The following is a 20,667-nucleotide window of genomic DNA, read 5'->3' as shown; positions in this document are numbered from 1 at the left end:
CGGCGGGCCGGCGGGGCGCATCGTGCATGTGACGCATCTGTCGCTGGCGGACTTCCGGTCCTATGCCCGGGCCGAGGTGGAACTCGGCCCGGGCGTTTCGTCGTTCGTGGGCCCGAACGGGCAGGGGAAGACGAATCTGGTCGAGGCGGTCGGCTATCTGGCGACGCTGGGCAGCCACCGGGTGTCCTCGGACGCCCCGTTGGTGCGCTCCGGGGCGGAGCGCGCCGTGGTGCGGGCCGCGGTGGTCGAGGGGGACCGGCGCCAGCTGGTGGAGCTGGAGCTGAATCCCGGGCGGGCGAACCGGGCGCGGATCAACCGTTCCTCGCCGGTGCGGCCGCGGGATCTGCTCGGGATCGTGCGCACGGTGCTGTTCGCGCCGGAGGATCTGGCGCTGGTGAAGGGCGATCCGGGGGACCGGCGGCGGTTCCTGGACGAGTTGGTGACGGCGCGGGTGCCGCGGCTGGCGGGGGTGCGGTCGGATTACGAGCGGGTGCTGCGGCAGCGGAACACGCTGCTGAAGTCGGCGGCGATGGCGCGGCGGCACGGTGGCCGCGGGGTGGATCTGTCGACGCTGGATGTGTGGGATCAGCATCTGGCGCGTGCGGGTGCCGAGCTGTGGGGTCAGCGGCTGGGGTTGCTGGCGGCGGTGGGGCCGTTGGCGGACAAGGCGTACGAGGAGCTGGCGCCGGGGGGCGGTCCGGTCGGGCTGGAGTACCGTTCGGCGGCCACCGAGGAGTCGTTGGAGGGGGAGCCGGGCCGCGACGAGTTGTACGGGGTGCTGCTGGCGGCGCTGGGGGAGGCGCGCAAGCGGGAGATCGAGCGGGGGGTGACGCTGGTGGGGCCGCACCGGGACGAGTTGGTGGTGCGGCTGGGGGAGTTGCCGGCGAAGGGGTACGCCAGTCACGGGGAGTCGTGGTCGCTGGCGCTGGCGTTGCGGCTGGCGGCGTACGGGCTGCTGCGGGAGGAGGGCCCGGAGCCGGTGCTGGTACTCGATGACGTCTTCGCGGAGTTGGACGCGCGGCGGCGGGACCGGCTGGCGGGGCTGGTGGCCGGCGGGGAGCAGGTGCTGGTGACGGCGGCGGTGGCCGAGGATGTGCCCGCGTCGTTGGCGGGGGCGAGGTTCGCGGTGTCGGACGGGCGGGTCGAGCGTGCCGAGTGACGGGAGCGGGCCGCAGGGCCGGGGGGCCGGGCAGGGGAAGAAGGACGGCGCGGGGGCGCCGGAGCCCACCGGGGTGGATCTGGCGCGGGTGGCGTTGCGGGCGGCGAAGGCGCGGGCCAGGGAGCGCGGTGATCAGGCCGGTCAGCGCCGGCAGGCGCGGCGTGGTGGGGGTCTGCGGTCGGGGGCGCGTCCGGGTGGGCGTGATCCGCTGTTGCTGGGGGCGGCGGTGGAGCGGTTGCGGGTGGAGCGGGGCTGGGAGGTTCCGCTGGCGGTGGGCGGGGTGATGGGGCGCTGGCCGGAGTTGGTGGGGCCGGAGATCGCCGCGCACTGTGAGCCGTTGTCGTTCGACGAGGCGGAGCGGGTGCTGGCGGTGCGCTGTGACTCGACGGCGTGGGCCACGCAGTTGCGGTGGATGGCGCCTCAGGTGGTGCGGAAACTGAACGCGGATGTGGGTCAGGGTTCGGTGCGGTTGATCAAGGTGCTGGGGCCCGGTGGTCCGCCGCGTTCCGGTGGTGCGGGTGGCCGGTTGAGGGCGCCGGGAAGCCGTGGCCCGGGCGACACGTATGGGTAGATTTGTTCCCCTTGCGATGTGATGCCGGTCACGTTGCTGTGGGTTGACAGGTGAAGGCGCTGTGCGCCGCCTGGAGCGGATGCGGCCCCGGGGCCGCATATGGGGAGTCGGGGGATGCCAGTTCAGGGCGGCACATGCGGACTCAGGGGCCCGCAAACCGCCATCGAGGTTGGCGCTAGCGGTAGACTGGACCGCATCCGTGCTGTCACGGACCAAGTCGAACGACGCAGCCGTTTCTGTGGGAACGCAAACGGCTCGCGCTGTGCCAGAAAGGGCGCTTCGTGGCCGATTCCGGCGATTCCAACAACAACATTCCGACCCCCGGCGAAGAGCCGGAGGTCGCGCTCGGTGTGCCGGCGGAGGCTGCGGCGTACGACGCCAGTGCGATCACGGTGCTGGAGGGCCTGGACGCGGTGCGTATGCGCCCGGGCATGTACATCGGGTCGACCGGTGAACGCGGTCTGCACCACCTGGTGTACGAGGTGGTGGACAACGCGGTCGACGAGGCGCTGGCCGGTTACGCGGACACCATCGATGTGACGCTGCTGGCGGACGGCGGGGTCCGGGTCGTGGACAACGGCCGCGGTATCCCGGTGGGCGTGGTGGCCTCGGAGGGCAAGCCGGCGGTCGAGGTCGTGCTGACGGTGCTGCACGCGGGCGGCAAGTTCGGCGGCGGCGGTTACGCGGTCTCCGGCGGTCTGCACGGGGTGGGCGTGTCCGTGGTGAACGCGCTGTCCACCAAGGTGGCGGTGGATATCCGTACGGACGGTTACCGCTGGACGCAGGAGTACGCGCTGGGCGTGCCCACCGCCGAGCTGGCGCGGCACGAGGAGACGTCCGAGACGGGCACGACGGTCTCGTTCTGGGCCGACGGCGACATCTTCGAGACGACGGTCTACTCCTTCGAGACGCTGTCGCGGCGTTTCCAGGAGATGGCGTTCCTGAACAAGGGGCTGACCATCTCGCTGACCGACGAGCGGGCGGCGGCGAAGCAGACCTCGGGTGCGGACTCGGTGGCGGCGGAGGACGACGACCAGCCGCGTACCGTGACCTACCACTACGAGGGCGGCATCTCCGACTTCGTGCGGCATCTCAACTCCCGCAAGGGCGAGCCGGTGCACCCCTCGGTGATCGACATCGAGGCGGAGGACACCGAGCGCAAGCTCTCGGTCGAGATCGCGATGCAGTGGAACACCCAGTACAGCGAGGGGGTCTACTCCTTCGCCAACACCATCCACACGCATGAGGGCGGCACCCACGAGGAGGGCTTCAGGGCGGCGCTGACCGCGCTGGTCAACCGGTACGCCCGGGACAAGAAGCTGCTGCGCGAGAAGGACGACAACCTCACCGGTGAGGACATCCGCGAGGGTCTGACGGCGATCATCTCCGTCAAGCTGGGCGAGCCGCAGTTCGAGGGCCAGACCAAGACGAAGCTCGGCAACACCGAGGCGAAGACGTTCGTGCAGAAGATCGTGCACGAGCACTTCACCGACTGGCTGGACCGCAACCCGTCCGAGGCCGCCGACATCATCCGCAAGTCCATCCAGGCGGCCACCGCCCGGGTGGCGGCCCGCAAGGCGCGCGATCTCACCCGCCGCAAGGGTCTGCTGGAGACGGCCTCGCTGCCCGGCAAGCTCAGCGACTGCCAGTCCAACGACGCCGCCAAGTGCGAGATCTTCATCGTGGAGGGCGACTCGGCCGGCGGCAGCGCCAAGGCCGGCCGTGATCCGCAGTTCCAGGCGATCCTGCCCATCCGCGGCAAGATCCTCAACGTGGAGAAGGCCAGGATCGACAAGGTCCTGCAGAACACCGAGGTCCAGGCGCTGATCTCGGCGTTCGGCACCGGTATCCACGAGGACTTCGACATCGACAAGCTCCGCTACCACAAGATCATCTTGATGGCGGACGCCGATGTCGACGGCCAGCACATCAACACCCTGCTGCTCACCCTCCTCTTCCGCTTCATGCGCCCCCTGGTCGAGGCCGGACACGTCTTCCTCTCCCAGCCGCCCCTGTACAAGATCAAGTGGGGCCGCGACGAGTTCGAGTACGCCTACTCCGACCGGGAGCGTGACTCCCTGATCCTGCTGGGCCGCGAGCGCGGCAAGCGCATCCGCGAGGACTCCATCCAGCGCTTCAAGGGCCTGGGCGAGATGAACGCCGAAGAGCTGCGCGTGACCACCATGGACATCGCGCACCGCGTGCTGCGCCAGGTGACGCTCGATGACGCCGCCGCCGCCGACGACCTGTTCTCCATCCTCATGGGCGAGGACGTGGAGGCACGCCGGTCCTTCATCCAGCGCAATGCCAAGGACGTCCGGTTCCTGGACATCTGAGCACCACCCACCTGGCAGCCGTAGCAGCCTGAGCAGCTTGAGAGGAATCCGACTTCCGTCATGGCCGACGACATCACTCCCCCCTCGGACGGCGGGGACTCCCCCATCGCCGAGAACCCCGCCGCGGTGCTCGAAGAAGAAGTGGTCCAGCGCATCGAGCCGGTGACGCTCGAGACCGAGATGCAGCGTTCGTATCTCGACTACGCGATGAGCGTGATCGTCTCGCGCGCGCTGCCCGACGTGCGCGACGGCCTCAAGCCGGTGCACCGGCGCGTGCTGTACGCCATGTACGACGGCGGGTACCGCCCCGAGCGCGGCTTCTACAAGTGCGCCCGCGTCGTCGGTGACGTCATGGGTACGTACCACCCGCACGGCGACAGCTCCATCTACGACGCCCTGGTGCGGCTCGCCCAGACCTGGACCATGCGGATGCCGCTGGTCGACTCCAACGGCAACTTCGGCTCCCCGGGCAACGACCCGGCCGCCGCCATGCGGTACACCGAGTGCCGCCTGGCGCCGCTGGCGATGGAGATGCTCCGGGACATCGACGAGGAGACCGTCGACTTCCAGGACAACTACGACGGCCGCAACCAGGAGCCGACGGTCCTCCCGTCGCGCTTCCCCTCCCTCCTCATCAACGGCTCGGCCGGTATCGCGGTCGGCATGGCCACCAACATCCCGCCGCACAACCTGCGCGAGGTCGCGGCCGGCGCCCAGTGGTACCTGGAGCACCCCGAGGCGAGCCCCGAGGAGCTGCTGGAGGCCCTGATCGAGCGGATCAAGGGCCCCGACTTCCCCACCAGCGCGCTGGTGGTGGGCCGCAAGGGCATCGAGGAGGCGTACCGCACCGGCCGCGGCTCGATCACCATGCGGGCGGTCGTCGCGGTGGAGGAGGTCCAGGGCCGGCAGTGCCTGGTGGTCACCGAGCTGCCGTACCAGGTCAACCCCGACAACCTCGCGCTGAAGATCGCCGATCTGGTGAAGGACGGCCGGGTCGGCGGGATCGCCGACGTGCGGGACGAGAGCTCCTCGCGCACCGGCCGCCGGCTGGTGATCGTCCTCAAGCGGGACGCGGTCGCCAAGGTGGTGCTGAACAACCTCTACAAGCACACCGACCTGCAGACCAACTTCGGCGCCAACATGCTGGCGCTGGTGGACGGGGTGCCGCGCACCCTGTCGCTGGACGCGTTCATCCGCAACTGGGTGAACCACCAGATCGACGTGATCGTGCGCCGCACCCGCTACCGGCTGCGCAAGGCCGAGGAGCGGGCGCACATCCTGCGCGGTCTGCTGAAGGCCCTGGACGCCATCGACGAGGTCATCGCGCTGATCCGGCGCTCGGACACGGCCGATGTGGCGCGCGGCGGCCTGATGCGGCTGCTGGAGATCGACGAGATCCAGGCGAACGCGATCCTGGAGATGCAGCTGCGCCGCCTCGCGGCCCTGGAGCGGCAGCGGATCATCGCCGAGCACGACGAGCTCCAGGCGAAGATCGACGAGTACAACGCGATCCTGGCCTCCCCGGCGCGGCAGCGCACCATCATCTCCGAGGAACTGGCGGCGATCGTCGCCAAGTTCGGGAACGACCGGCGCACCGCGCTGGTGCCGTTCGAGGGCGACATGTCCATCGAGGACCTGATCGCCGAAGAGGACATCGTCGTCACGATCACGCGCGGCGGCTACGTCAAGCGCACCAAGGCGGTGGACTACCGGGCGCAGAAGCGCGGCGGCAAGGGGGTGCGCGGCACCAAGCTGCGCGAGGACGACATCGTCGACCACTTCTTCGTCTCCACCACGCACCACTGGCTGCTGTTCTTCACCAACAAGGGCCGGGTGTACCGGGCGAAGGCGTACGAGCTGCCGGACGCCGGCCGCGACGCGCGCGGCCAGCACGTGGCGAACCTGCTGGCGTTCCAGCCCGATGAGCGGATCGCCGAGATCCTCGCGGTGCGCGACTACGAGGCGGCGCCGTACCTGGTGCTGGCCACCAAGTCGGGTCTGGTGAAGAAGACCGCGCTCAAGGACTACGACTCGCCGCGCTCGGGCGGGGTCATCGCCATCAACCTGCGGGAGATGGAGGACGGCCGCGACGACGAGCTGATCGGTGCCGAACTGGTCTCGGCGGACGACGATCTGCTGCTGATCAGCAAGAAGGCGCAGTCCATCCGGTTCACCGCCACCGATGACTCGCTGCGGCCGATGGGCCGGGCCACGTCCGGGGTGAAGGGGATGAGTTTCCGCCCCGGTGACGAACTGCTGTCGATGAACGTGGTGCGGGCGGGCACGTACGTGTTCACCGCCACGGACGGCGGTTACGCCAAGCGGACCCCGGTGGACGAGTACCGGGTGCAGGGCCGCGGCGGCCTGGGGATCAAGGCGGCGAAGATCGTCGAGGACCGCGGTTCGCTGGTCGGCGCGCTGGTGGTGGAGGCCACCGACGAGATCCTGGCCATCACCCTGGGCGGTGGCGTGATCCGTACCCGGGTGAACGAGGTGCGGGAGACCGGCCGTGACACCATGGGCGTCCAGCTCATCAACCTCGGGAAGCGGGATGCCGTCGTCGGCATCGCACGCAATGCCGAGGCGGGCCGGGAGGCCGAGGAAGTCGAGGCCATCGAGGGCGACGGCGGCGCCGAGGGCGACGCCGGCCCGGTCACAAGCGACGAGGAGTAGGCGTGAGGGGTGCCGCGGGCGCCGCACAGGGCGCTACGAGCGGTACGAGCAGTGAGGCCGGGCCACAGTCCGCCGGGCCGTCCCAGGAAGAGACGACTCGTGGGGGTTCCACGATGACCAGCGCCAGACCGGTGGATCCTTATTCACAGGACGGGCAGACCGGCCAGACGTACCATCCGCCGCAGGCCTACCCGGCGCCGCCGGGCGGTGCCCCGTCCGTCGGCCACCAGGGCGGCGGCGGGGGCACCTCCGGCGGAGGCACCCTGGGCGGTGGCACCTCCGGCGGAGGGGTGCGCCGGCCGCGTACGGGGGCCCGTACGGTGCCGCGTACCCGCAAGGCGCGGCTGCGGGTGGCCAAGGCCGATCCGTGGTCGGTGATGAAGGTCAGCTTTCTGCTGTCGATCGCGGTCGGCATCTGCACGATCATCGCCGTGTGGGTGCTGTGGATGGTCATGGACGCGATGGGGGTCTTCTCCTCCATCGGTGACGTGATCATCGAGGCGACGGGCGCGGAGGACGGCTCGGGCTTCGACCTGGAGGCGTTCCTGTCGCTGCCGCGGGTGCTGATGTTCACCACGCTGATCGCGGTGATCGACGTGGTGCTGGCCACCGCGCTGGCCACGCTGGGGGCCTTCATCTACAACCTGTCGGCGGGCTTCGTCGGCGGTGTGGAGGTCACCTTGGCGGAGGACGAGTAACCGCAGATCAGGGTTCCGCCAACCGATTTGGGAAGCGGGGCCGGGATGCGCTAACCTTGCCGTGCGCGAGGGGCTATAGCTCAGATGGTTAGAGCGCATCCCTGATAAGGATGAGGCCACAGGTTCAAGTCCTGTTAGCCCCACCAGCGTGAACGCCCCCGGCCGGGTTCGGCCGGGGGCGTTCTGTGTCACCGGTTGACGCCAACCGCCGGTCGGGGCACCGCGCTCGGCGGGTCCGCCCGACCGGGTGAGCCCTGCTCGCTCTTGACAGCGGCGCTTCGCCCGGCTCATTCGGTATCATCGGGCGGCGGATGATTGTTTACGTCGAAGAAGGACGAGGTAGCGCGGTGAAGAAGCTCCTCCTGGTCGCACTGGCCACCGTCGGTGGCCTCCTCGTGTACCGGCAGCTCCAGGCCAAGAAGGCCGAGGACGACCTCTGGACGGAGGCCACGGACACCGTGCCGGCCGACTCCACCCCAGCGGGCGTCTGACTCCCAGGCATATCGCCTCCGGGCCCCTGCCGCGCAGCTAGCGGCCGGGGCCCGTTGTGCTGTCGTGCGGCTCCTGGTGGCCGTCCAGGCGGCGCAGTCCGTCGAGGACGATGTCGGTGGTGCGGGTGATGGCGGCGTGCAGGTCCTCGGGGGAGCCGCCGTTCTCCAGGACCACCGAGGCGACCAGTTGCTGGGCGCCGCTGAGCGCGCCGATGGCCGTCATGGCGTCGAGCGGGGTGAGTTCACCGGCGAAGACCTCCGTCAGGGCGTCGGCCAGATCCCGCTGGAGGGCGAAGGTGAGGTGGAGTTCGCGGGCCTGGAGGGCGGGGACCGTGGCCACCAGGGCGTCGCGGACGGGAGCGAGGGCGAAGAGCCGGTCCACGCCGGTGTCCCGGTCGGTGGTGATGCCCCGTACGGTGCGGCGCAGCAGTGTGCTCAGGCTCTCGCCGGGGGCGCGGTCGCTGATGATGGCCAGCGCGTGCAGGCGGCGCGGCTCGAAGTCGAAGAAGACCACATCTTCCTTGCTCGCGAAGTAGCTGAAGAAGGTGCGGGTGGAGATGTCGGCCGCGGCGGCGATCTGATGGAGCGTGGTGCGCTCGTATCCCTGTTCGGCGAACAGGCGCAGGGCGGCTTCGATGAGGGCTTGCCGGGTGCGGCGTTTCTTGCGTTGGCGCAGCCCCGGTTCCTCGGTCACGGCGAGAACCTAGCACACCGTGGCCGAAAATAGCGCTTGCTGAAAATTTTCACGAGATGAGATTTTGCATCGAGTGCTGTTTTCCGGGGTAAGGCGTGGTCATGAGCGATGTGACGATGCCCGGCACAGCTGCCGAACCCGCACCACAGGCGCTGCCCCTCGCCCGGCCGAACCCCTTCGATCCGCCGCCCGGGCTGACCGCCCCGGCCGGCGAGCCGCGGATCCGCCGCATGACCTTCGCCGACGGCCACCTCGGCTGGCTGGCCACCGGCCACACCACTGCCCGCGCGATCCTCGCCGACCCCCGGTTCAGCACGCGCCCCGAACTCAACCACCCGCCCATGGGGCGGCCCGAGAAGCCGAAGGACGTCACCCCCTCCGGCTTCTTCCTGTTGATGGACCCGCCCGACCACATCCGCTACCGCAAGCTGCTCACCGGGCAGTTCACCGTGCGCCGGATGCGGCAGCTGGAGGGCCGGATCGGCGAGATCATCACCGAGCGGCTCGACGCGATGGCCGCCGCCGGAGCCCCGTCCGACCTGGTACAGGACTTCGCGCTGCCCGTCCCCTCCCTGGTCATCTGCGAACTGCTCGGCGTCCCCTACTCCGACCGGGCCGGTTTCCGGCGCGACACCGAACAGCTCATCGACTTCGAGCTCCCGGAGGAGGAGGTCACCGCGGCCCTGGACCGGCTGACCGGCTACCTCCAGGGACTGGTGGCCGCCAAACGCGCCGAGCCCGCCGACGACCTGATCAGCTCCCTGGCCGCCGACCCCACGCTCTCCGACCGCGAGATCGCCGGCATGTCCACCCTGCTGCTCATCGCAGGACACGAGACCACTTCCAACGTGCTCGCGCTGGGCACCCTCGTCCTGCTGACCGATCCAGCTGTGCGAGCGGCCGCCGCCGATCCGGTCACCATCAACACCACCGTCGAGGAACTGCTGCGCTACCTCAGCGTGGTGTACGTCCTCGTGCGTACCGCCGTGACCGATGTCGAGATCGAGGGGCAGCTGATCCGGGCCGGCGAGACGGTGACCCTCCACCTCGGTGCCGCCAACCGCGACCCGGAGCGCTTCACCGACGCGGACCGCCCCGACGCGGCGGCCGACCGGCCGGGGCATCTCGCCTTCGGCCACGGCATCCACCAGTGCCTGGGCCAGCAACTCGCCAGGATCGAGCTGCGGCTGGCCTTCCCCGCCCTCCTGCAGCGCTTCCCGGGACTACGGCTCGCCGCCCCGCCCGAAGAGGTACCCGTACGCACCCGGGCCGCCATCCACGGGCTGCACCGGCTGCCCGTCACCTGGTGAGCGGGGAGCGGACCGCCGTGCGGATCACGGCGGATCAACAGGTGTGCGTGGCGGCCGGGATGTGCGCGCTCACCGCGCCCGAGGTCTTCGACCAGGAGGAACACCAGGGCACCGTCGTCCTCCTGGCCCCCGAACCCACCCGGGAGCAGGAGGCGCTGGTACGCGATGCGGTCGCCCTGTGCCCGTCCGGCGCGCTCCGAGTGAGCGGCGGGTAGACCGGCGGGCAGGACGGGGCCCGGTACGTCACGGGGTCGCGGGGCCCCGTGACCATGGACCGGATACGACGCGCGGACAGGGGGCTCGCGGGCGCGGCGGGCACGATGCTGATGCTCATGCCGGCCGCGCCGGCACGTAGCCCACGACGCTCGACGTGTTGGCCCCGGGCGCCCAGGTACTGAAGGACGACCGGTGACGGACGGGCTCGGGGTGCTGCTGCTGGTCGGCCCCGGGCGGACGGCGGCTGCGCGACCTCCACCCGCTGCCGTGCGCCCAGGGCCCTCCTCACCGGTCAGCAGCTCGACGGCCGCCGCGAGGACCTCCCTATCAGCCCTGGTGGCTCTCGTAGTGCTCGACGGCCTCACGGGTGCGGGCGATGCCGTAGATCCGCAGGAACTCCGCAAGTTCGGGATGGCTGTCGGTGAGCAGCCGGGAGGCGCTCTGGATCTCGGTGGCGTCGGAGACCGAGCGCAGCAGCGCCTGGATCTCGCGGACGACGCGCTTGGTGGGGTTGGCGGGGATGCCCAGGGAGCCGGAGCGGGCGGTGCCGGAGTGGGCGCCCAGGACGTTGCCGCCGGAGTTGCGGCGGATGTCGTCCATGGCGGCGGTGGCCTCGGCGGCGCTCAGGTGGCCGGCGCGTACCTCGGTGGCAAGTTCCTGCAGCGCGCGGACCCGCTGGACGACGGCGGGGTTGCCGATCTTCGCCCGCTGTCCGCTCATCAGCTGGGAGAGCATGGGTGCCGACAGCCCGAGAACGACGGCGAGCCGTGCCTGGTTGAGGCCGAGGTCGGTGATCAGCCTGCGGAAAAGGGTGCCCAGGGGCTCTCCGTACCAGGTGGTCTGCTGCTCTCTCGCCTTCTCCGTGGCCTCCTGCTGGGCTGAGTCCATCGTTCTCTCCCCTTTGTTCTCCCCTGATCGCTTCACGTGAGCGAAGTTGCGCGTCATCCTACGGAGCGCGGTGGCGCGGGGCGATACCCGGTCGGTTTCCGGTGGGAAGATTGGGTACGCTAGGGCATGCCCGAGAGGGCCCCGGGGCCTTAGCTCAGTTGGTAGAGCGCCGTCTTTGCATGGCGGATGTCAGGAGTTCGACTCTCCTAGGCTCCACGTTGGATGCCCTCCGAACGGCGGAAACGCAGTTCGGAGGGCTCTTTTGTGCCCACTGGTTCTCGCTGGGCGCAGAGGCGGTCCGTGCCTCCCAAGGGGTTGGCTTCCCCTGTCTCTCCCGGTGATCTCCTGGGCCGGACCACGGAGTGCGGCTGCGGAGAGGTGAGTTGATGGGTGAGCCAGCCGCCCTGCGCGTCCCCGACGGGCTCCGCGGGCTCCTGGCCCGCTGTCAGCGGCTCGCCGATGGCCGAGGTGTTCCGGTGGCCCCGGCTCAGCGCAAGGTCCGCCGCGAGTACGAGACCCTGGTCGGCACGCTCACGCCATGACCATGATCGTTCTCACCGACAACTGACAACCGACAACCGACGTACCGACCCCGGGGCCGATGCCGGACAGAGCGACGTCGGTGGTCATGTCGTCGCAGACTCGCAGTGCGCCTTTGTCCACGGCGTTCACCGCGGTCTGGTGTGCGGGGGGGCGTCTGTTACCTGATCATGAGATTTCTAGGCCCCCGCCGCGCCGAAGGACGTCTGCCGCGCGGTCCTGCGCGGGGCAGCCGAGGCGGGGAGGCGTCGGCGGGGCGAGGCCGCGCTGCGCTTGCGTCGCTCGGCCACCGGCGCGGTGATCGTGACGGGGATGCCGGAAGGTGCCTGGGCGCCGGTGATCTGGCTCAGCGCCTCTTCGCCCGAGCGGATCTGGGTGGTCCGGGGCACGATCCCGGCGGCGGTCATGAGACGGCTCATGTCGCGGCGCTGGTTCGGGGTGACGAGGGTGACGACGCTGCCTGACTCGCCGGCCCGCGCGGTGCGGCCACCGCGGTGGAGGTAGTCCTTGTGGTCGGTCGGCGGGTCGATATTGACGACGAGGTCGAGGTTGTCGACGTGGATGCCGCGTGCGGCGACGTTGGTGGCGACGAGCACGGTGACGTGTCCGGTCTTGAACTGGGTCAGGGTCCGGGTGCGCTGCGACTGTGCTTTCCCGCCGTGCAGGGCGGCGGCCCTCACACCGCTGGCCAGCAGGTGGTCGGTGAGCTTGTCCACAGCGCGCTTGGTGTCCAGGAACATGATCACCCGGCCGTCGCGGGCCGCGATCTCGGTGGTCGTACGGTTTTTGTCCGCGCCGCGCACATGCAGTACGTGGTGCTCCATCGTGGTGACCGCGCCGGCGGATGGGTCGACGGAGTGGACGACCGGGTCGGTGAGGTAGCGGCGGACCAGAAGGTCGACGTTGCGGTCGAGGGTGGCGGAGAAGAGCATCCGCTGGCCTTCGGGGCGCACCTGGTCCAAGAGCGCGGTCACCTGGGGCATGAAGCCCATGTCGGCCATCTGGTCGGCCTCGTCCAGGACGGTGATCGCGACCTGGTTCAGCCGGCAGTCACCGCGGTCGATGAGGTCCTTGAGCCGGCCCGGCGTGGCGACGACGACTTCGGCGCCGCCCCGCAGCGCGTTGGCCTGGCGGCCGATCGACATTCCGCCTACGACGGTCGCCAGGCGCAGCTTCACGGAGCGGGCGTAGGGGGTGAGTGCGTCGGTCACCTGCTGGGCCAGCTCACGCGTCGGGACGAGGATCAGGGCAAGCGGCTGGCGGGGCTCGGCGCGCCGGCCCGCGGTGCGGGCCAGCAGGGCGAGGCCGAAGGCGAGGGTCTTGCCGGATCCGGTGCGCCCGCGTCCCAGGGCGTCGCGGCCGGCGAGAGTGTTGGGCAGGGTCGCGCCCTGGATCGGGAACGGGGCGCTCATGCCCCGCGCGGTCAGCGCGGCCAGCAGCTGGGCGGGCATGTCGAGGTCGGCGAACGCCTCGGCCGCGGGCAGTGCGGGCGTGATCGTCTTCGGCGGGGCGAACTCGCCCGAGGCCGCGGCGGAACGCCGACCATGGCCGCCCGAGCGGCTCGGGCTCCCGGAACGGCTCGGAGCGGGCGAGCCGAAGCGAGTGCCCCGGCCCGTAGCGGCGCCGGAACCGAGAGCGGGGCCGCCGGTCCGGCGGGTCCGGGGGGTGCGGTCGTTCGTGCGTGTGGGGTTCATTTGAGAACCTTCCTTGATACGGCACGTATCAAGGAATTTCCGCAGCGGAAGGGCAGCACGGGGAATCACAAGAACGGGCCGAAATGGAATGCTGAATGAATATCGCCTGCTGTGAACCCGGTCCGGGGCGGAGGCGATGAAATGGGTGACGTCATTTCGGAGTGAGACCCCGGACATCGATGGGTGCGGCCCGGGAAAGACGTGCACTCCTGGAGGAGAGCTGGGGGTCTGTCCTGCGGGAGGCATCACTGAGGGGAATTCCGTAGCTGTGGCCCGCGCCCCGAGAGATGCGGCCCAGCTACGAAGTGCGCGTCAGCGTCAGGCGGGAATGATGTTTTCGGCCATCGGGCCCTTTTGGCCCGATGCGAGGTCGAAGGTGACCTTCTGGCCTTCGAGCAACTCGCGGAAGCCCTCGGCGGCGATGTTCGAGAAGTGGGCGAACACGTCAGCACCTCCACCGTCCTGCTCGATGAAGCCGAAGCCCTTGGCCGCGTTGAACCACTTCACAGTGCCAGACGCCATGTCATATCTCCTTGTGGGGCAGTACGCCGACACCCGCGATCCACGGATACCGGGTCGCCGCGATGATGCCCGGCCCGGAGAACTACCGGATACAAAACGCTTTTCTCGGCTGAACTCTGATGTAAGCGTTGAAGTTTTTGGGAACCACAACTGCAACTGATATCGACAGTAGCATGCGGTAGTGGCCCGCGCACGGCCGATAAAGTGAATTTGTTCGCTGTGATAAACACGCTGTCCGCGCGACATGGTTAACCCTCGTCCCGCGGCAATAGATATTGGCTCACACGCGAAACAGTGTTCCGGTGGAAGCGGTCGTCACATACGGCTCGGCGGGCGCGATCGTCGCGGCGGCAACCTTTTTCCCGGCGGCGGCCCATGAGCGCGTCCTGACGCGTTCATGGCCGCTCACCCATGCCCCGGATCCCGCCACCATCGGCTGACGGCCGTTGGCCATCGTCGGTGGCGTACCCGTCGGGTGGGCGGTCCGCCCGGGGCCCGGCCCGCAGTACGCTCCGCGCACAGGCGGGACCGGGCCGCCTCAGCCCGCGGTTGTCGGCTTCTGTGAGGCGGCGGCCCGGCGGTATTCGGCGTTGATGCGCTGGGCTTCCTCGAGCTGGTCTTCGAGGATGACGATGCGGCAGGCGGCTTCGATGGGGGTGCCCTGGTCGACGAGCTCCCGGGCACGGGCGGCGATGCGGAGCTGGTAGCGGGAGTAGCGGCGGTGGCCGCCCTCGGAACGCAGCGGGGTGATGAGGCGGGCTTCGCCGATGGCGCGGAGAAAGCCCTGCGTGGTACCGAGCATCTCGGCGGCCCGGCCCATCGTGTAGGCGGGATAGTCGTCGTCGTCGAGACGGCCGAAGGAGTCGTCTGCTGTCATTGGCACCTCTCTGCGGAACGCGTGGAGGGGCCCGGGTGCCGTACGGCACCCGGGCCCCGAAGGAACTGCTACACCATCTGCCGGCCCTGATACTGCGCCGGCCTTCTGTGTCCGCCGGCCCGACCTGAACGCTGTCGGGGCTGCGGGGATCGCGGTTGCTTGACCGGAGACCACCTCACTATCGATGTCCTGCGGTACCTGGGCTCAAAAATCCGCCCAGGCGATCCTGATGGTGCCTGCCTCCTCCGTTCTTCCCTCTGGGATCAATCACTTGCCTACTGCTGTCCTGCACAATGCTCGGTGGCCTGTCACAGCACCACCCTTCGACAGCCGGCCCCGTTGCCCGTCCTGCGTCTGCTCCGGCTTGGAACCTCACTGTCGAACCTCCCGGTGCGTGCGTCCGCAGCCGACGCCTTCACCGAGGTGCTGCCCACACTGCTGCGTGAACTGCGGTACTGCTCTCGGCGGCCCCTGATCACTACGGGCCACCCGGTCCGGTCGTCAGCCCCGTCGCCGTCCTGCAACAACCCTGGCTTCGAAACTCCACCACCGCACCGTCCTGCGAACTGCGGATACTGCTGCCCGGCAGTTCGTGTCTGCCGGGCCCTGCGGTCTTTCTGGTTACGAGAGAAACCATAGCTACACCGCTGCCCAATGTCTACTCCGGCCGACATAGATTTTTGTGACCCAGGCAGAGAGATAGTCGGTACAGGTCACGAGATGGGTGCCCGGCGGTCCAGCTCCGGCCAGGCTCACCCACTACGCCAGGGTGCGGCCGTAGAGCTCTGGCGGGCTGATCAGGAGGACATCGTCGCGGTGGGCGGTGATGGCTTCCAGGTCGGGCCAGAAACCGTGGAGGGAGAAGAGCGCGAGGACCGCGCCTTCCGTGTGGTGGCCCTGCCGGGCGAGGAGGGCGCGGATGTGTTCGAGGCGGTCGAGGTCCTCGGGGCCGCGCGGTCAGGCGGTCGCCTTGGCCTCGCCGACCAGCCGGATGGTGCGGTGGGCCTGACGGGGGGATTCGCCGGGGCCGAGGAGAGTGACGTCGACTTCGTGCCTGGTGCGGGCGGTGCTTGGTTGAAGCGGATCACCGGGTCGGGGACCAGTTGGGAGAGGGAGCGCTTCTTGAGGAGATCCCGGTCGCGCCGGGCGTATCCGGCTGCTTCCAGGACTTCGAGGGCGTGTGCGGTGGTGGAGCGTTCCTTTCCGATGCGGGCGCCGATCTCCGTGGGGGTCGTTGCTCCGCCGACCATGGCGCCCAGCAGGGGGTAGGAGGCGGACCGCTGGTCCAGGCGCGGGTCCTCGCGCAGGAGGTATTCGGTCTCGGTGCGCGAGTACAGCGGATGTCCGGGGGTGAGGAGGCCATTGGCGGCGAAGGCGTCGAAGCCGGCCGGGTGCTGCGGTGTGTCGTGTTCGGCGAGTACCTGACAGCCCGGGACACCTCCGCAGACGGCGTCGACCAGGAACGCGGTGTGCAGGTCCTCGATGTCCCAGGACCGGCGGGCGGCGCGGAAGCCCAGCGGACTCGGGCGCAGGTCGAGCGTGGCACGCCCGCGCAGTGCCTGCTGGCCCGAGAGTAGGTCGTGCATGACCGACAGGGCCGATCCGCACAGGACGATGCCACCGTGGAGTGCCGCTCGGCCCGCGCCGGACTCGTAGCGAGCCTCCTCATACAGGGACTGGAGCAGCAGGCGCAGGATGGCCGCCCAGTCGTCACCCGGGGGTGGGGAGAGGGCTGATGGGAGGAACTGCCGTCGCTGTTCGGCCGAGCTGCCTGCTGCCCGTGCCGGGCTGGAGCACTGAGCGGCACCGGGTAAGCGAGTGCGCTTGCGACGGGTTCTCATCGATCTGGCCGACGGGCGGACCCGCACCCTCGAACTGGATAATCCGCCCCGCTCCGATTGCGTATGCAATCATGCTGAGGCCCGTGCTGACATGGCAGCACGGGCCCGGGACCAAGCCGGATCGAGTCGGACCCAGAAGGATGGAAACGGGGGCGTTCATCCCGGTTCTTTCTTGGTGGTCGCGACGGTTGGGGCGTCGGATACGTGCTGTCCGTGCTCACGTCGCCGTTCACCGTGGGCTGTTCCCGCACCGAGGCCCTGTTCGCACAGGCACCGGGCGCGGCGTGGGAGAAGACTTCCCGAGGCCAGGGCGCCAAGGGCCCGATCCGCAAGCCCGGCGCCATCGCCTACTACCTTGCCTACGCTCCTCCGGAGACCACCGCCCGGAAGCCGGGGTGGACAGCCGGGACGCGCTGGGCCGTCGGGGAGTGCTTCCAGACCGCGAAAAACGAGTGCGGCCCGGATCAGTGCAAAGTCCGCCACTCCGTGGGCTGGTATCGGCACATCACCCTTCGCCGTGTTCGCACACGCCTTCCCGGCTGCCCCACGGCACACCAGGCCAAGGAAGAAGGGCGAAGCTCCTGAGGCATCCGGGACCATCGACTCACAGTGACGGATACGACGTTGCCACACGGTCGAGGGGCGGCCTCCGTGAGACCACCCCCGACCATTCCTCGGCCCGCAACACTCAAGCCGCTCACCGGAACCCGCAGCTCGGACAGCGAAATCCCGCTGGAGTACTAGCCCTCCTCCAGACTCAACGTGTCAAAGGTGGTCGTTACGTCGTCCGGGTGGTAGTAGGTGCGCCCGGTGTCGGTGTAGCGACGCCATCGATACGTATGGGCATAGCGGTATATGGTGCCCTTGGGAATGCGCCAGAGAGTGGCGATGTCATGGGCGGTCAGGCCGGTCACGGCGATGTCGCGATTCACGCTCTTTCCCCCTGGCTGTTTTGCATCCGGCGCGCGAGCTTCGTCCACCAAGTGATCGGCCACGTGTGACCCGGGGACATCGTGCAGGCAATCTCGGAGGAGAAATCACTGTGCGGGCGGATGCGTGCGACTAGTTCACCACCGCATTCGCTGTCGGGGCAGTGGCCGATACGCACACGTCGGACACTTCCCGGATACGCGATGTCTTTGGCGGTACACGTGAGATCCCGGATTTCGTTCACCAGCTCGCCTGCCGCGGGATGGCGGCTCAGCCACTCGGCGTGCCGCACCAGAAAGTGAGCGAGCGTCCGGACGTCCCGGATCGGTGGCTCCAGTCGGCGCTCGTTGGCGACGAGGCCGGCCCAGGAAGCGAGGACCGTGCAGATCGAAGACCGTATTTCCGCGGCGGCGGGATTCATCGAATCGGTGACGGCGGCCCTCCGTGGCACCTTCCGTATGACGCGCACCAAATTTGATCGGGTGCCTGTGCCGCAGTCGGAATACAGCGTGGGCAGATTCAGCAGATCATTGATGAGACGATCCCGGCACGACAAGCATAAAGTTCCCCCGTCACTGGCCCGGCCTGGTTTTTCCCCCGTACTTCCGCATGCGGATCGGCACAGTGCTCTGCCCACCACAATCCCCCTTCTGGTGTGCATACAACCTCGGCTGGTCAGTCGAGGAATGGTGCCCGTGTGCCCCTGCCACGCGGGATGATGCGCGGCGCACCGGCAGAACTGTGGTCGGGCCGGACAGCGGCCGCGAGATTGCCGCGTGGCGAAGGATGGCCCAGATTCCTAGAGATGACAGCACTCGTCAAGAGCGATTTGCCATTCTCACTCTGAGTGTCTGATTCCGTTTACTCGCGAGGGTGGAGCGGCGGCATGGGGGGCTGTATGACGCAGGTCACTTTTTCTCGTGTCACAGGGGAACCGTCTGCCTCGTCCCATGGGGGAACCCATCCCGACGCAGGAGGCAGACATGAAGGTTGCGGTGGCAGGCGCCGGGTACGCCGGGACTCTCGCGGCGAACCGACTGGCGAAGAAGGTTCCTGAAGCGGAGATCACAATGATCAATCCGCGGCCCGACTTCGTCGAGCGGGTGCGACTGCACGAACAGATCGCCGGGACGGGCAAGGCCGCCACCCCCCTCACGAAGATGCTGCGCGCCGGCATCCACGCACGAGTGGCGTCCGTCGAGAAGATCGGCAACGGCAGCGTGACGCTCGATCTGGGAGAGAACCTCGACTTCGACTACCTGTTCCTGGCGGTCGGCAGCACCGTCTCGCCGCTGCCCGGCACGGTCCCGGTCGGGACATGGGAGGGTGCGGAGAATGCCCGTGCGGCACTGGCGCGGCTGCCGGCCGGCAGCACCGTGTCCGTCATCGGTGCGGGGCTGACCGGCATCGAGACCGCAGCCGAAGTCGCCTACGGGCGCTCCGACCTGCGGGTGCGGCTGGTGGGACAGAGCCTCGCGCCCACCTTCTCGGAAGGGGCCCGCAAGCGGGTACGCACCGGCTTGGAGCGCTTGAAGGTGACGGTGCTGGAGGACACTGTGACCCAGGTGCTGCGCGGTGAGGGCGAGCGGGGAACCGACAAGGTGCTGCTGCGATCGAATGGGGAGCTCGGTTCGGACCTCACCTTGTGGGCCGTGCTCGGAAGTGTTCCCGATCTGGCCGCGCGAAGCAGCCTGAAGGTCGATGAGCACGGCTACGCCGTCGTCGACGCGTATCTGCGCAGTGTGAGTGACCCGCGGATCTTTGTCATCGGCGATTGCGCCGCCGTCCCCGGCGCCCGCCCCGCTTGCCAGACGGCGGGTCCGCAGGGAGCGCACGCCGCCGACACCCTGGCCCGGCTGCTCAAGGGCCGCAAGCCCAAGCCGTACTCGCAGGGGTATACGGGGACCGCGCTCAGTCTCGGCCGACGCGATGCCGTGGTCCAGCTGACCCGGCAGGATGACAGCCCGAAGCGGCTGTACATCGCCAGCCGCATCGCGGCGGTGGGCAAGGAAGCAGGGGCACGGACGGCCAAGTACTGCGCGCGCACCGCGAAGATCGCCTGGCGGTCGGGGCCGAAGCAGCCGGGCAGCGCCAAGTAGGCCGGAACCGGACCCGGCTGCCGGCCCCTTGCCGGTCCGGGAAGTCGGCGAAATCCGCGCCGGACCATCCGCACCGGCGCTGGGCGCACTCGGTTCTTTCTGTCAATGTGGGGGCCGACGGGCCTGGTTCAGCTCGCGGTTGACCTCCCAGGCATCGGCCACCGGACCCACATGGCCCAGCTTGTCGGGGTTGATCACCGAGCGGATGGTCTGGATACGCCCCTCATGGATGTCAAGGGACAAGGTGTTGAGCACCTTGTTGTCCCGGTCCCGGAAGATCGCGCCCGGGTGGCCGTTCACCTCGCGTGGCTCCAACTCCACCCCGATCTCCACCATCCAGGGGAAGATCGCACCCAGCAGCCGGGCCACGTTCTCCAGGCCGCTGGTGCCATGGGCCAGCTGCGGGGCCTTGCCGCCGCCGTCCCCGACCATCTGCACGTCAGCGGCCAGCAGTTCCCGCAGGCCCGCCACATCGCCTTCCCGGAGCGCCTCGAAGAAGCGCGCCGCCAGTTTCTCCCGCTCCTGGCGGTCGGCCTCGAACCGGGGGCGGCCCGCGTCCATGTGGCGCCGCGCCCGGGCCGCGAGCTGGCGGCACGCCGGCTCCGACCTTCCCACCGCCGACGCGATCTCGGGATAGCCGAACCCGAACACCTCCCGCAGTACGAAGACCGCCCGTTCCAGCGGGCTGAGCCGTTCGAGCAGCAACAGGGCTGCCATCGACACCGAGTCCGCCAGCTCCGCAGACCGCGCGGGATCCTCGTAGGGGTCGCTGAGCAGTGGCTCGGGGAGCCACTGCCCGACGTACCTCTCCCGCCGGAAGCGGGCGGAGCGCAGCACGTCGATGGAGATCCGGGTCACCGTGGCCGAGAGGAATGCCTTGGTCGAGGTGTGTGGTGTCCTGGAGGACTCGAAGCGCAGCCAGGTCTCCTGAACCGAGTCCTCGGCCTCGCTCACGCTGCCGAGTATCCGGTAGGCGATCGAGAACAGCAGGGGTCTCAGCTGCTCGAACTCCTCGGTCCGGGTCATAGAACTCCTCTGTGAAGCCTGGGCGCCACGAGGGGTGGCGCGGTTGCCGGCCAAGCTCGGCTCGGCCTGGGCGTGGGAGAAACCACGCCCTTCGGTCATCCT

Annotated in this window: 19 protein-coding genes and 2 tRNA genes; 13 read left to right on the top strand and 8 right to left on the bottom strand. The window is 69.2% G+C overall.

Features of this window, described 5'->3' with window-relative positions; genetic code table 11:
* Nucleotides 1–22 precede the first annotated feature (22 nt).
* The 7 genes from recF to H7827_RS14765 all read left to right on the top strand — a co-directional run bounded on the left by recF (nt 23) and on the right by H7827_RS14765 (nt 7,928).
* Entirely contained in the window at nt 23–1,159 is a 1,137-nt protein-coding gene (gene recF, locus H7827_RS14795; RefSeq protein ID WP_432745669.1) for a DNA replication/repair protein RecF, read from the top strand.
* Complete coding sequence (locus tag H7827_RS14790; protein ID WP_432053342.1) at nt 1,092–1,730, top strand: DUF721 domain-containing protein; 639 nt, start codon at nt 1,092–1,094, stop codon at nt 1,728–1,730. Before recF ends, H7827_RS14790 begins: the two co-directional genes overlap by 68 nt.
* Before the next feature lie 281 nt (nt 1,731–2,011).
* A complete protein-coding gene (gene gyrB / locus H7827_RS14785) occupies nt 2,012–4,066 on the top strand; it encodes a DNA topoisomerase (ATP-hydrolyzing) subunit B (RefSeq protein ID WP_386537898.1) in 2,055 nt (684 codons plus the stop codon).
* A gap of 60 nt (nt 4,067–4,126) precedes the next feature.
* Nucleotides 4,127–6,739, top strand: coding sequence for a DNA gyrase subunit A (gene gyrA, locus H7827_RS14780; RefSeq protein WP_432745667.1), 2,613 nt, complete (start codon nt 4,127–4,129; stop codon nt 6,737–6,739).
* Between the two features lie 113 nt (nt 6,740–6,852).
* Complete coding sequence (locus H7827_RS14775) at nt 6,853–7,437, top strand: DUF3566 domain-containing protein (RefSeq protein WP_200365977.1); 585 nt, start codon at nt 6,853–6,855, stop codon at nt 7,435–7,437.
* 69 nt (nt 7,438–7,506) lie between these two features.
* Nucleotides 7,507–7,583 (top strand) — tRNA-Ile (locus H7827_RS14770).
* Nucleotides 7,584–7,784: 201 nt separating this feature from the next.
* A complete protein-coding gene (locus H7827_RS14765) occupies nt 7,785–7,928 on the top strand; it encodes a DLW-39 family protein (protein WP_218941161.1) in 144 nt (47 codons plus the stop codon).
* A gap of 37 nt (nt 7,929–7,965) precedes the next feature.
* On the opposite strand, the gene H7827_RS14760 is transcribed toward H7827_RS14765, so the two are convergent.
* Nucleotides 7,966–8,622, bottom strand: a complete 657-nt coding sequence (locus tag H7827_RS14760; protein ID WP_432745664.1) for a TetR/AcrR family transcriptional regulator — start codon at nt 8,620–8,622, stop codon at nt 7,966–7,968.
* A 101-nt stretch (nt 8,623–8,723) separates the two neighbouring features.
* On the opposite strand from H7827_RS14760, the gene H7827_RS14755 reads away from it, so the two are divergent.
* Both H7827_RS14755 and H7827_RS14750 read left to right on the top strand, forming a co-directional pair.
* Complete coding sequence (locus H7827_RS14755) at nt 8,724–9,932, top strand: cytochrome P450 (RefSeq protein WP_432745662.1); 1,209 nt, start codon at nt 8,724–8,726, stop codon at nt 9,930–9,932.
* Nucleotides 9,933–9,949: 17 nt separating this feature from the next.
* Entirely contained in the window at nt 9,950–10,147 is a 198-nt protein-coding gene (locus tag H7827_RS14750) for a ferredoxin (RefSeq protein ID WP_432745660.1), read from the top strand.
* A gap of 328 nt (nt 10,148–10,475) precedes the next feature.
* On the opposite strand, the gene H7827_RS14745 is transcribed toward H7827_RS14750, so the two are convergent.
* Entirely contained in the window at nt 10,476–11,036 is a 561-nt protein-coding gene (locus H7827_RS14745; RefSeq protein ID WP_030732633.1) for a helix-turn-helix domain-containing protein, read from the bottom strand.
* A gap of 143 nt (nt 11,037–11,179) precedes the next feature.
* Here H7827_RS14745 and H7827_RS14740 point away from each other — a divergent pair.
* Both H7827_RS14740 and H7827_RS14735 read left to right on the top strand, forming a co-directional pair.
* A tRNA-Ala gene (locus H7827_RS14740) sits at nt 11,180–11,252 on the top strand.
* Nucleotides 11,253–11,422: 170 nt separating this feature from the next.
* Entirely contained in the window at nt 11,423–11,578 is a 156-nt protein-coding gene (locus H7827_RS14735; protein WP_432745658.1) for a hypothetical protein, read from the top strand.
* A gap of 177 nt (nt 11,579–11,755) precedes the next feature.
* On the opposite strand, the gene H7827_RS14730 is transcribed toward H7827_RS14735, so the two are convergent.
* The gene (locus tag H7827_RS14730) at nt 11,756–13,270 is read right to left on the bottom strand and encodes a DEAD/DEAH box helicase (RefSeq protein ID WP_432745656.1); all 1,515 of its coding nucleotides are present in this window, start codon (nt 13,268–13,270) and stop codon (nt 11,756–11,758) included.
* 318 nt (nt 13,271–13,588) lie between these two features.
* On the bottom strand, nt 13,589–13,792 hold the full coding sequence (locus H7827_RS14725; protein ID WP_386537844.1) for a cold-shock protein: 204 nt from the start codon (nt 13,790–13,792) through the stop codon (nt 13,589–13,591).
* Nucleotides 13,793–14,094: 302 nt separating this feature from the next.
* Between H7827_RS14725 and H7827_RS14720 the strand changes: the two genes are divergently transcribed.
* A complete protein-coding gene (locus H7827_RS14720) occupies nt 14,095–14,232 on the top strand; it encodes a hypothetical protein (RefSeq protein WP_386537842.1) in 138 nt (45 codons plus the stop codon).
* A 98-nt stretch (nt 14,233–14,330) separates the two neighbouring features.
* Here the strand turns inward: H7827_RS14720 and H7827_RS14715 are convergent, their stop codons facing one another.
* From H7827_RS14715 to H7827_RS14705, 3 genes are all read right to left on the bottom strand, one after another.
* The gene (locus H7827_RS14715; RefSeq protein WP_386537840.1) at nt 14,331–14,669 is read right to left on the bottom strand and encodes a MerR family transcriptional regulator; all 339 of its coding nucleotides are present in this window, start codon (nt 14,667–14,669) and stop codon (nt 14,331–14,333) included.
* A gap of 797 nt (nt 14,670–15,466) precedes the next feature.
* Entirely contained in the window at nt 15,467–16,255 is a 789-nt protein-coding gene (locus H7827_RS14710; RefSeq protein ID WP_432745653.1) for a hypothetical protein, read from the bottom strand.
* 995 nt (nt 16,256–17,250) lie between these two features.
* Entirely contained in the window at nt 17,251–17,442 is a 192-nt protein-coding gene (locus H7827_RS14705) for a hypothetical protein (RefSeq protein ID WP_432745651.1), read from the bottom strand.
* A 981-nt stretch (nt 17,443–18,423) separates the two neighbouring features.
* On the opposite strand from H7827_RS14705, the gene H7827_RS14700 reads away from it, so the two are divergent.
* Complete coding sequence (locus tag H7827_RS14700; protein ID WP_432745649.1) at nt 18,424–19,539, top strand: NAD(P)/FAD-dependent oxidoreductase; 1,116 nt, start codon at nt 18,424–18,426, stop codon at nt 19,537–19,539.
* A gap of 102 nt (nt 19,540–19,641) precedes the next feature.
* Here the strand turns inward: H7827_RS14700 and H7827_RS14695 are convergent, their stop codons facing one another.
* Entirely contained in the window at nt 19,642–20,565 is a 924-nt protein-coding gene (locus tag H7827_RS14695) for an RNA polymerase sigma-70 factor (RefSeq protein WP_432745647.1), read from the bottom strand.
* Nucleotides 20,566–20,667: the final 102 nt, after the last annotated feature.

Origin of the sequence: Streptomyces sp. JH002, from assembly GCF_050916115.1 — a bacterium.
Classification (GTDB): domain Bacteria; phylum Actinomycetota; class Actinomycetes; order Streptomycetales; family Streptomycetaceae; genus Streptomyces; species Streptomyces xiamenensis.
This window is presented reverse-complemented; position numbering and strand designations above follow the sequence as displayed.

Excerpts from the sequence above, each read along its gene's own strand:
- H7827_RS14790 (WP_432053342.1), top strand. The coding sequence starts at position 1,092 with ATGTGCCCGCGTCGTTGGCGGGGGCGAGGTTCGCGGTGTCGGACGGGC.
- H7827_RS14775 (WP_200365977.1), top strand. The coding sequence starts at position 6,853 with ATGACCAGCGCCAGACCGGTGGATCCTTATTCACAGGACGGGCAGACC.
- H7827_RS14700 (WP_432745649.1), top strand. The coding sequence starts at position 18,424 with ATGAAGGTTGCGGTGGCAGGCGCCGGGTACGCCGGGACTCTCGCGGCG.
- gyrA (WP_432745667.1), top strand. The coding sequence starts at position 4,127 with ATGGCCGACGACATCACTCCCCCCTCGGACGGCGGGGACTCCCCCATC.
- H7827_RS14695 (WP_432745647.1), bottom strand. The coding sequence starts at position 20,565 with ATGACCCGGACCGAGGAGTTCGAGCAGCTGAGACCCCTGCTGTTCTCG.
- H7827_RS14735 (WP_432745658.1), top strand. The coding sequence starts at position 11,423 with ATGGGTGAGCCAGCCGCCCTGCGCGTCCCCGACGGGCTCCGCGGGCTC.
- H7827_RS14755 (WP_432745662.1), top strand. The coding sequence starts at position 8,724 with ATGAGCGATGTGACGATGCCCGGCACAGCTGCCGAACCCGCACCACAG.
- H7827_RS14725 (WP_386537844.1), bottom strand. The coding sequence starts at position 13,792 with ATGGCGTCTGGCACTGTGAAGTGGTTCAACGCGGCCAAGGGCTTCGGC.
- H7827_RS14730 (WP_432745656.1), bottom strand. The coding sequence starts at position 13,270 with ATGAACCCCACACGCACGAACGACCGCACCCCCCGGACCCGCCGGACC.
- H7827_RS14715 (WP_386537840.1), bottom strand. The coding sequence starts at position 14,669 with ATGACAGCAGACGACTCCTTCGGCCGTCTCGACGACGACGACTATCCC.
- H7827_RS14710 (WP_432745653.1), bottom strand. The coding sequence starts at position 16,255 with ATGCACGACCTACTCTCGGGCCAGCAGGCACTGCGCGGGCGTGCCACG.
- H7827_RS14745 (WP_030732633.1), bottom strand. The coding sequence starts at position 11,036 with ATGGACTCAGCCCAGCAGGAGGCCACGGAGAAGGCGAGAGAGCAGCAG.